8 protein-coding genes are annotated in these 11,164 nt (G+C 42.2%); 4 read left to right on the top strand and 4 right to left on the bottom strand.

Features of this window, described 5'->3' with window-relative positions; translation table 11 throughout:
- Positions 1-77 precede the first annotated feature (77 nt).
- Together FRX45_RS17520 and FRX45_RS17515 are read left to right on the top strand one after the other, a co-directional pair.
- Complete coding sequence (locus FRX45_RS17520) at positions 78-881, top strand: DUF3823 domain-containing protein (protein ID WP_152269759.1); 804 nt, start codon at positions 78-80, stop codon at positions 879-881.
- A gap of 17 nt (positions 882-898) precedes the next feature.
- Positions 899-3,064: a hypothetical protein gene (locus FRX45_RS17515; protein WP_152269758.1), complete on the top strand. Its 2,166-nt coding sequence runs from the start codon at positions 899-901 to the stop codon at positions 3,062-3,064.
- Positions 3,065-3,432: 368 nt separating this feature from the next.
- On the opposite strand, the gene FRX45_RS17510 is transcribed toward FRX45_RS17515, so the two are convergent.
- Positions 3,433-4,302 (bottom strand): energy transducer TonB, encoded by an 870-nt coding sequence (locus FRX45_RS17510; protein ID WP_152269757.1) that lies wholly within the window; start codon positions 4,300-4,302, stop codon positions 3,433-3,435.
- Positions 4,303-4,556: 254 nt separating this feature from the next.
- Here FRX45_RS17510 and FRX45_RS17505 point away from each other — a divergent pair, with 254 nt between their 5' ends.
- Positions 4,557-5,429, top strand: coding sequence for a COG4315 family predicted lipoprotein (locus FRX45_RS17505; protein WP_152269755.1), 873 nt, complete (start codon positions 4,557-4,559; stop codon positions 5,427-5,429).
- Between the two features lie 85 nt (positions 5,430-5,514).
- Here the strand turns inward: FRX45_RS17505 and FRX45_RS17500 are convergent, their stop codons facing one another.
- From FRX45_RS17500 to rpsT, 3 genes are all read right to left on the bottom strand, one after another.
- Positions 5,515-6,597, bottom strand: coding sequence for a family 10 glycosylhydrolase (locus FRX45_RS17500; protein WP_193311757.1), 1,083 nt, complete (start codon positions 6,595-6,597; stop codon positions 5,515-5,517).
- Entirely contained in the window at positions 6,590-7,705 is a 1,116-nt protein-coding gene (locus FRX45_RS17495) for a carbohydrate-binding family 9-like protein (RefSeq protein WP_226805434.1), read from the bottom strand. The genes FRX45_RS17500 and FRX45_RS17495 overlap by 8 nt, the downstream gene beginning before the upstream one ends.
- 135 nt (positions 7,706-7,840) lie before the next feature.
- The gene (gene rpsT / locus FRX45_RS17490) at positions 7,841-8,101 is read right to left on the bottom strand and encodes a 30S ribosomal protein S20 (protein ID WP_152269750.1); all 261 of its coding nucleotides are present in this window, start codon (positions 8,099-8,101) and stop codon (positions 7,841-7,843) included.
- Positions 8,102-8,360: 259 nt separating this feature from the next.
- Here rpsT and FRX45_RS17485 point away from each other — a divergent pair, with 259 nt between their 5' ends.
- Positions 8,361-11,159, top strand: coding sequence for a 2-oxoglutarate dehydrogenase E1 component (locus tag FRX45_RS17485; RefSeq protein ID WP_152269749.1), 2,799 nt, complete (start codon positions 8,361-8,363; stop codon positions 11,157-11,159).
- The last annotated feature ends 5 nt before the right edge of the window (positions 11,160-11,164 follow it).

Raw genomic sequence — 11,164 nt, 5'->3', positions numbered from 1 at the left:
GTAATTTTTTTTCACAGCATGGGAATGTATAAAGGGCGTTCCATCCGACAAAAATGTAAAAAATAAAAAATATACGAATGAAAAAGTTTTTTTATTATATAATGAATTTGATCATCGTGGCAGGAACTTTTTCCTGCGCAAAAATTGATAATTACGCCGAGCCGGGAGAAACTTTAAAAGGGACTGTAGTAGACGCCGTTACAGGTGAACCGGTACTTACAGACCAGGGAAGTGAAGGGACAAGAGTAAGGATGCGGGAGTTGAGCTGGAAAGCGTCTGCACCTGAAAATCTTGACTTCTTTTGTATGAAAGAAGGCGTGTTTCAGAATACAAAAGTTTTTAAAGGCAACTACAACGTCAGAGTGGATGGCGCATTTATTCCCATTGTTCGGTTAAATACAGATGGAGATACACTTGCAGACGAGTCGAAGACGCTTGACATCAATGGTGTAACTGAAGTTGAGTTTAAAGTACAGCCATTCCTCAAATTAGAATGGGCAGGATCTCCAACGTTGAGTGATGGCAAAATTACAGCAACAGTAATTGTTACACGGGGAGTAAGCCCTGAAGATTTTAAAGCTAAGGTTGAACCTATGGGAAACTATAGCGATGATTTTCTTAATATTACGGATGTGCGTTTATTTGTAAGCCAGATGCCGTTTGTAGGTTACAGGGAATGGGACAATCGCTATACTACCATCATAGATTATCCCGGAGATTCGTTTAATGCATCGTTGGGTCAACCCATAACAATCACTACACAGGGCAACATTCCACCGGGAAGAACAGTATTTATAAGGGCGGCAGCAAGAATCAATTATGCTACCGAAAATATCAGGCGGCACAATTATAACGAAGCGGTGAGGGTAGATTTGCCTTAAAAACTAAAAATATACGGATGAAATTCAGGAACATATTATCGGGCTTACTCATTTCGAATGTATTATTTATTACCGCCGTGGCCCAGGAAAAAACGGCTTTTCAGACAGCGCATAACTGGATACCGGAAATTGATGTACGTTCCGATATCGCTATTGTATACGGGGTAAGCGAAAGAGGAAAAATGTCGTTTGAAGAAAGAGTAAAATCGTGGCGGGATCGCGGGTATCAAACGCATTTCATGACGGGCATAGCCTGGGGGCAGTATGATGATTATTTTCTGGGTAAATGGGATGGAAAGAATCACCTGGGAGAAGGACAGCAAACCGTAAAAGGCGACACGATCTGGCATGGGAGAAACATTCCCTATGTAGTACCCGTTGCATCCTTCATAGAATACATGAAGCAAAAGGTGATCAAAAGAGTGATTGATGCAGGCATCAGCTCCATTTATCTTGAAGAGCCTGAATTTTGGGCAAGAGCGGGCTACAGCGAGTCATTTAAAAAAGAGTGGCAAAGCTATTATGGTTTTCCCTGGCGACCGCAACACGAGTCGCCCGAAAACACTTACCTGTCCGGCAAGCTGAAGTATCATTTGTATTACCATGCCATTGACCAGGTTTCAGCGTATGCAAAGGAATACGGAAAAACAAAAGGGATGGACGTAAAAGTGTATATACCTACACATTCGCTGGTGAATTATTCCTCATGGCAGATCGTAAGCCCCGAAGCCAGCCTAGCTTCATTGCCCGGCATTGACGGATATATTGCGCAGGTATGGACTGGCACATCAAGAGAGCCAACGTACTTTAACGGATTAGAAAAAGAACGCGTTTTTGAAAATGCATTCTTAGAATACGGTTCTATGGTATCTATGACAGCGCCAACAGGACGTAAGCTTTTCTTCCTTACAGACCCTATTGAAGATTGGCCGCGAGACTGGGCTGATTATAAGAGAAATTACGAGGCTACATTTACTGCCCAGTTACTCTATCCAACAGTAGCCAACTACGAAGTAATGCCATGGCCCGAAAGGATCTATACACGCCCCTATAAGCTTGCCAACAGCGATGAAAAAGTATTGATCCCGAAATATTATTCCACGCAGATGCAGGTAATGGTAAATGCGCTGAATGATATACAGGTGTCGCGCAATAAGGTTACCGGATCAAACGGTATCGGAGTATTGATGGGCAATTCACTGATGTTTCAGCGGTTCCCGGTACACAATGGTTTTGAAGATCCGCAGTTTTCCAATTTCTACGGTCAAACATTACCGTTAGTAAAGCGGGGCACACCTGTACAAACCGTTCACATGGAAAACCTGGAGTATACCAATACCTTAAAGGATATAAAAGTGCTGGTGATGAGTTATTCCAATATGAAGCCTGTTTCGGCCAATATACATCAGCACCTGGCGGATTGGGTGAAACAAGGTGGTGTACTGGTTTATTGCGGGCGCGATGATGATCCTTATCAATCCGTAATGGAGTGGTGGAATACGGGCAGCAACAAATATTCAGCGCCTTCCCAACACCTGTTTGAACTGTTGCAGATAAAACCAACTGACAAGAGCCAGGAAGCAGTTGTGGGTAAAGGTAAAGTGTACATCCTGCGACAGAATCCCAAAGTTTTTGTAATGGAAAGCAATGGCGATGAAGACTATATGCGTATCATAAAGAAAGCTTATCAAACAGACGCGAAAGAAGGTGAGCTGCAGCTAAAAAACAATTTTTACCTGCAACGTGGTCCTTATGATATTGTATCTGTAATGGACGAAAGTACAAATGCACAGCCATATACAGTGAATGGCCTGGTAGTAGATTTATTTGATCCGGAACTACCGGTATTGCCGGAAAAAATTGTAAACCCCGGACATCAGGCTTTTTTATACAATATTTCAAGGATCAAAAATAAAAAGCAGCCGCAGGTGCTGGCATCAGCCTGCAGGGTATACGATCAAAAGACCGGTGCAAAATCCTATTCTTTTGTTTGTAAGAGCCCGCTTAATACCGTAAACCGGATGCGGATCTTACTGCCGGCAAATCCTAAAAAGATAAGTGTAACAAATGATAAAAAAGAGTCGCTCCCTGATATTAAAAAAGAATGGGATGCAGCTTCGCACACATTGCTATTGGGTTTCAACAATAGCCCCGAAGGAATTACAGTGGAAATAAGCTGGTAACCGCGAATCCAAAGGAATACAATAAGAACCAAAAAACAAAACACAAGAAACAAATAGATACAGATATAGGCTGTACCGAAGTACTTCAATATAGCTCATCTCTGTCCCGAAGGTATATAAGGTTTATAAAAACCATAGAGCGAGCCTTCAGGGTCCTCTAACAATGCTTACGCCCGGCTATACCATGTCGTTTTCAAAGTGCTTAAGGGCCCTTATTTTTTACTGCCAGTGATATGAAAAATCCAAAGCTGGGCAATCTGAAATTCGGAGGCTATCAGCAGTCTATGAGCCTGGGCAGTACAAAGAAGGAGTATTTATCCTATCGTTAGTAATAACTCTACTGATAGCTCATAGCCACAAATCATTTCCTAATCCGGTAAATAAAAAGGAACAGTATAAGTATACAGGTAATCTATATTCCGGTTATGCGAAACTGCGGGTTCCCACGCAGGAACCGATTTTAGCAACCGCACCACTTCTTCCTGCAGTAATGTATTGGCTTCATTGGTAAAATTAATATTGGTAAGCTTTCCTTCTTTGGTAATAAAAAACTCAAAAGACACCTCTCCTTCAATGCCCTTTTTTAACGCATCCTTTGGATATAATAAATTTTCTATGATGAATGTTTCAAAGTCGTAGGCTTTTTTAGGACAGGGCTTTTTTTCTATCCGGCAATTGCTGCCAGTTGCAATACCCAGTGTGTCGAAGCAGGTAAGGTCCTGCAATTTGTTATTGCCATAAGTTTCTATGGTTGCCGGCTTGCCATTGGCATAATACCAAAGCCATATGCCATCTGGTGCTCCATTAAGAAAATTGCCCGATGATTCCTGTTGGCCATTGGAATACCAGGTTTTCCATGTACCTGTACGCAGTTGCTGACGTATTAATCCCGAATCGCTTAGTTGTCCGTTTGCATGCCATCCCATAAAAGTACTATCCGCCGTATTGTTGTTGAAATAAGTAAAAGCCCGGCGGTTTCCATTGGGATAATAGAGGGTATAATATCCCTGTTTGGTTTTTAATTTTTTGTCTTTAAATAAACCCTGCATTAAAGGATTTCCGTTGCTGTAAAATGCAACAGCTTCCCAGCCATTCCCGTGCGCTGTTATTGTTCCCGGATATGTGCCGTGTTTTTTAGTAGTTAGCGACAGTTCTTCATCAAAATAACAGGCTATGGTGTCCTGGGCATGGCCGTAAAAGAACAGTAAAATAAAAAAAGAAAGCATGCAGGTCTTCATGTTGTAAAAATATATAAAATGGAGTGATTAAACAGGGGAAAGAAGAAGAGGGGGTATCGAAAATTTGAACGCAGAAACAGGTTTCGGAATAAACTGCCATCGTATTTTATTTCTCGTCCAGGCAACCTTTGATCCTCTAATTACGAAGTATATACCATTCAACGCTGCTCCTTATTGGAACGATAAACCATCATTTCATTTTTAAACCTGATTTGTATATGTTGTACTCAAAACGGGCTTCAAACCTTTTTGTTATGAAGCCGGTAAGCCGCGCCGGTATGATTTTGATTGCATGTGTGGTATTAACTGTTTCCTGCAGTAAGGATAGTGAGCCCACACCACCCGAAAAAAAGCCTGCTGTTCAGCTTGCTACCAGTGCTGCTTTAGGTTCTTACCTTACAGATACACTGGGCAATACACTCTATTATTTTTCCAATGATTATAACGGACAATCCAATTGTGCAGGCGGGTGCCTTGCCCTTTGGCCTATATACTATGCCGGTGATAATCTTGCACAGGCCAGTTTGGTATCAGGACTTGATATTGCAGATTTCGGAACCATAACAACACCCGCAGGAAAACAAACTACGTATAAAACCTGGCCTTTATACTATTATGCTCCTGTGGTGGGTGGCGCAAATGTTCGCGAGGCGCCGGGCGAAACAAAAGGAGAAGCCTTCGGCAATGTGTGGTTTGTGGCTAAACCAGATTATAGCATCATGCTGGTAAACGCGCAGTTAACAGGCAACGACGGGAAAACGTACAAAAGCGATTATACGGAAGGCACTGGCAAAACACTGTATTTTTCAGATCCCAAAGGCGTTACATTGTATGGGTTTGCCATTGATAGCTTTAATATAAATAAATTTACCAAAGCAGATTTTTCTAATAATCCTGTATGGCCTATTTATGAAACGGACCAGGTAGTTGTACCTTCTATATTAGATAAAACGTTGTTTACCGCTATAGATGTATTTGGCAAAAAACAGCTTACTTATAAAGGATGGCCAATGTATTATTTTGGTGCGGATAATATGCAAAGAGGATTGAACAAGGGGGTGAGCGTGCCTGCACCGGGTGTTTGGCCGGTGATGGTAAAAGATGCCCCCGAAGCTCCAAAACCCTGACGGCAAAAGCCGGAGGATACAGGGTTGCTAATCCTTTACAAAGAAGTGAGCATCATAAAAGGGTTGGCAACCTTTGTTATTTGTATTACGCAGGAATGCTTTTAAGCAATGCCAGTATTTTTTCATCTACTTTTCCAAAAAAAGAAACACCCGCGGCGCCATTGTTTAATGCATATTGAATGCCCATTTTGAGATCGTCATCATTTTTAAAATCAGGAAGGAATAGTCCGGCGTATAATGGAAACCGGCCATTTAATCCTTTTACGCCTTCATCTACGGCATCGCCGATCCAGGCTGTATTTTCTTTGTAAAATCCATGATAGATCATCGGGCAAATCCCATCTAAATTCCAGTTTACCCAATCCTGGCGCACGATTCGTTTGGCTATTTCAGGGGTAGGAAATACCGCGGCGGTAATGCGTTTTTTATAGGAATGCGCTACAGCAGATAAGCGGTTAACCACTTCCGTTATATTGTCGTACCGGAACTTTCTCCACGAAGGGCTCTGGTCGGGGTATCGCATGTCCAGCGGATCTATACCCTTTAATGATTTGAAATTATTCCTGCACACTTCACAATAGCAAAAATCATATTCCGGTAATTCTTTGTTTTGTTCAATGCCATATTTGCTCCACAGGTTAACGGGCAAAATTACATCGCAGTAACGGATATAATCTAAGTGAATGCCATCCACGTAATCTTTTGCCAGTGCAGCTTTTACCTGATCTTCCAAATACGTTTTAACCTCCTCCCGGGAAGGGCAAAGCCAGCGGTAATAATTTACGTAGGGCGGTTTATCAGCGCAGGAATCCCCGTTCCTGTTTTTGGAATACCATTCCGGATGGGTTTGCAGCAATTCTTTTTCTCCCCTGTTCATGATCCACATCCAGCGATGGGCTTCTAATTTTTTACTTTTTGCGATGCGATAATGCTTTTCACTGTCTGCTTCAAAAAAAATACCTCTTATGCCGGCGTCATGGTATCCGGCATACAGATTTTGCAGGTCTTCTTCTTTATCGGCAGGGTTGGGATTGATCCATACCCAATGCTTGCGTTTTATTTTTCGTTGGTCTACTTTTCGTGTTTCGGCAGCATACGGTTGTAGGGGCAGCGAAAGGGTGGCGGCACCCGCAACCAGCGCTGATTTTATGAATTTCCGTTTATTCATTATCGTTACTTAAATGAATGATTTTACCGTTCTGATCAATTTGCCAGCCTGCTTTTTGACCATCACAAATAATGGTAGCGTTAAATTGCGTACCGGCCGATGTTAATTGCAAGGTACATTCATTTCCCTTTACGTTGGCAATGTTTGGAGGCAATTCAAGTTGTGAAAGGCTGCCGGCATATTTACCATTGCTTCTCAGGTATTGCTTCTGCTTGTAATACAGCAGCCAGAGATATTTCTTTAATTCTTCGGACTGGGGCAGAACGAAATCATCGTGTTCTTTTGTTGCTTCCTGTTCTGCAAACCTAAGATAACCCCACCTTTCCGGGTAATGCATATTAATTATACCCTGCGGCGACCACACCCAGTTGTGCTCAGGAAATGATTTGCCTGTAAGGGGATTAATCCTTTTCTTATACTTTCCTTCAACAATTTCAGTGTCCCATTGTACCCTTGAAAAATTAACACGCCACAATGAATTTTTTTTCGGATCAGGGGGCACATTATTCTTTTGAAGTGCGGCGAATGGGATTGCCATTTCCACTGTCCATTTTTTATCTCTGTCACTGGCATCATTAAGCGTTCCCTCTGTGTGAACAGCCGTTTTTAAATGCGCTGCATTCCAGGCAGTTGATAAAACGCCTCTGTTGCGGTAAGGTCTCGATAAAAAAAGATCGAAAATAGTATTCAGGGCATTGATCTCTATTTCAAAATAATCATGGGTGTCGCCATCGGCATCAATAAATACTTCAAAATCATTATCGTGGAATATAACCTGGTCGTGCTGCGTTAGTGTAGCCCATATATGCGGCTCTTCCAGTTCAGCAGCAATATACAGATGGCTCCTATCCCATAGCATTTTAAAACGCGTTTTAAAAGCAGGACGAGGTTTTTTATCTCCTTCAATATCGGAAAAATATACCGACCAGGGCGCTTTCCCCCAATCCTTTTCATCCATTTTTCCATCAATATGCAATGCATCATTAATTTGATAAGCCGTGTAATGCAGGGGTGGCGTAAAAAGATGCTCATACCCTTTAAAGATATCCTGGGCTGTACTTTGGAGATAAAAAAAACAAAGCAGTACAGGGAGGAGATTTTTTTTCAAGACCATTCATTTTTAGGAGAGAAATAATTTCCCCGCAAGATACAATCTGTGGACCTGGAGAAGCCGATTTTAAGAGCGGGCAAAAAAAATGCATTCTTTTTACAGAATGCAGTCAAAGATATATGATCAAACTATTTAGGCTGTTGCAAGGGCATTTACTCTTTTGGCTAACTTGCTTTTAAGATTGGCGGCCTTGTTTTTATGTATAATACCACGTTTAGCCAACTTATCTATCATGCCTTCTACGGAAGGAAATTCCTCTTTGGCTCCCTTTTTATCGGTGATTACTTTCAGGTCGCGTATGGCATTACGGGTGGTTTTACCATAATAACGGTTCCTGTCCCTGCGTTTTGCGGCCTGCCGCATATCCTTTTTCGTAGCTTTATGATTAGCCATTTTTAAAAAATTTTGGACGGCAAAGGTAGGCGGATATACATTCAAATCCAAATTTTATATATCAAAAAGTGGTTTTAATGTGTTCATGGGCACCATTCTGGCATTTTTTGAAGCAAGTAAAATGAATGATAATTATATGTCGTTATGCCAATTCAAAAAATACAAAATTAGCATATAACCGCCTGCTTTTGACGGTTGTTTTAAGTCATCATATCACCAAAATCACGTAGGTTTGTGTCTGTTTTCAAAAGATAACCTCATGAAGGATTTTTCGTATATAACCAGCTCAGATCCCGCATACATAGAAAATTTATATAATGACTTTGTGAAGAACCCGGAAAGCGTAGATCCGGATTTTAAAAAGTTTTTTGAGGGATTCGATTTTGCCATTGCCAATAATAAAACTGCGGTAAATGGAGCCGCCGAATATGGAGCCACAGATAAACAGGCACAGCCTTACACCACTACCGATGGGGTGAACTGGAAAAAGGAATTGGGGGCCTACCGGCTTATCCTGGGCTACCGCAATAAAGGGCATCTTATTGCCAACACCAATCCGATACGCAAACGAAAAGACAGGGGTGCTAATCTTAATCTTGGTTTCTTTGGATTCAGTGAAGAAGACATGGATAAGCATTTTTTTGCCGGCAACCTTATTGGACTGGGTACCACTTCTTTGCGAAAAATACTGGAGCATTTGCAGGCCTGCTATGCAGGGCATGTGGGCATAGAATTCAAATACATCAGCGATCAAAAAAAAGTAGACTGGCTGACTACTGAAATGGAAAGGAATTTCATTCAGCCGCTTTCACTCAAACAAAAAGAAAGAATATTAGAGAAGATCAACCAGGGTGTGATGTTTGAAAAGTTCCTTCACACCAAATACATAGGTCAAAAAAGGTTTTCATTAGAAGGGGGTGAAACCACTATTCCGGCATTAGACGCTATTATCAACAAGGCTGCTGAATTTGGTGTGCAGGAAGTAGTGATAGGCATGGCGCACCGCGGTCGCCTGAATATTTTAGCCAATATAATGGGTAAAACCTATGAGCAGATATTTAGTGAATTTGAGGGCACGGGCAAGGTTGACCAAACGATGGGAAGCGGGGATGTGAAATATCACCTCGGGTTTGGCAGCGAGGTAAAAACGCCTGGTGATAAAGTGATGTATGTAAAGCTCATGCCGAACCCGTCACATCTTGAAGCTGTAGATCCGGTGGTGGTAGGCTTTGCCAGGGGAAGAGCCAATATTTTGCATGAAGCTGATTATGAAAAAGTATTGCCCATTCTTATACATGGAGATGCCTCTATAGCGGGACAAGGCATTGTGTATGAGGTATTGCAGATGTGCAAATTAGAAGGGTATAACACCGGGGGCACCATTCATTTTGTGATCAACAACCAGATTGGATTTACTACCGATTTTGATGATGCACGCAGTTCAGATTACTGTACATCACTGGCAGCTATGGTACAGGCGCCCGTATTGCATGTAAATGGCGACGACCCCGAAGCTGTAGTAAAGTGCTCCGAAATAGCTGCGCGGTACCGCAAAGAATTTCAGTCTGATGTATTTATAGACATGGTGTGTTACCGCAAACATGGTCACAATGAGGGCGATGACCCTAAATTTACACAACCCACCCTGTATGCCTTAATTGACAAGCATCCTAACCCAAGGGAAGTATACATAAAATACCTGCTGGAACATGGGGAGCCCGAAGCGCAGGAACTGGCGAAGGGTATGGAAAAAAAGTTTTGGGACGATTTGCAGGATCGCTTAGATGAGGTGAAGCAAAACCCATTGCCGTATACTTACCAGCAGCCAGACAAGTGGTGGAAGCAGTTGAGGAAAGCTACAGATGAGGATTTTGAACAGTCGCCTGTTACCGCCATCACCGGTGAAAATTTTACTGCCGTCTTTGATGCGATGATGAAATGGCCGGATAATTTTACCCCGCTTCGCAAAGTGGAGAAAATAATCAACGAAAAAATAAAGCTATTCGATAAAGAAAAAAAATTAGACTGGGCTACGGGTGAATTACTGGCTTATGGAAGTATATTGCTCGATGGCAAAGATGTGCGTATGAGCGGGCAGGATATATGCAGGGGCACCTTCTCTCACAGGCATGCAGTTTTGCAGGACGAAAATACAGATGAACCTTATAACCGGCTTAGCACCATACCTGGCGCAAAAGGAAAATACAGGATCTTCAATTCTTTTTTAAGTGAATATGGCGTATTAGGGTTTGAATATGGCTTTGGACTGGCTAACCCAAATGCACTGGTGGTATGGGAAGCTCAGTTTGGAGATTTTTGTAATGTGGCGCAACCTATGATTGACCAGTTCATTTCATCGGGCGAAGAAAAATGGAACAGGATGAATGGCATAACCATGCTATTGCCTCATGGCTATGAAGGGCAGGGTCCGGAGCATAGCTCTGGCAGGATGGAAAGGTTTTTACAAATGTGTGCCGAGCTAAATATGGTAGTTACCAATATTTCTACAGCCGCTAATTTCTTTCATGCTTTGCGCAGGCAGGTGGCATGGCCCTTCCGCAAGCCATTGATCGTCTTTTCTCCTAAAGCCAATCTGCGTCACCCGGGCAGTTATTCACCTGCTGATGAATTTACCAGCGGTAGGTTCAGGGAAGTTATAGATGATGCTTTTACAGGAGATGCTGCTGCAGTAAAAAAAGTTATTTTTTGCTCGGGCAAAATTTATTTTGATCTTTCCGCCAAACAACAAAAAGACAGCAGAAAAGATGTGGCACTCGTAAGGGTAGAACAATTATATCCATTACCTTACAAGCAATTATCTGCTTTGTATGGTAAGTACAATAAAGCCATATGGTATTGGGTCCAGGAAGAGCCGCTGAATATGGGCGCCGCCTCCTTTCTGCAAATGAATCTTAATACCGGTTTAAGGCAAATGGGGCTGCCTGAAATGAATTATGGGGTAATCAGCAGGGAAAGCAGTGCCTCACCTGCATCGGGGTTTACTAAAATACATGCACAGGAGCAGGCGGAAATTATTGAAACAGCATTTTCCATTTAACTTTA

Origin of the sequence: Agriterribacter humi, assembly GCF_009192765.1 — a bacterium.
GTDB lineage: Bacteria > Bacteroidota > Bacteroidia > Chitinophagales > Chitinophagaceae > Agriterribacter > Agriterribacter humi.
This window is presented reverse-complemented; position numbering and strand designations above follow the sequence as displayed.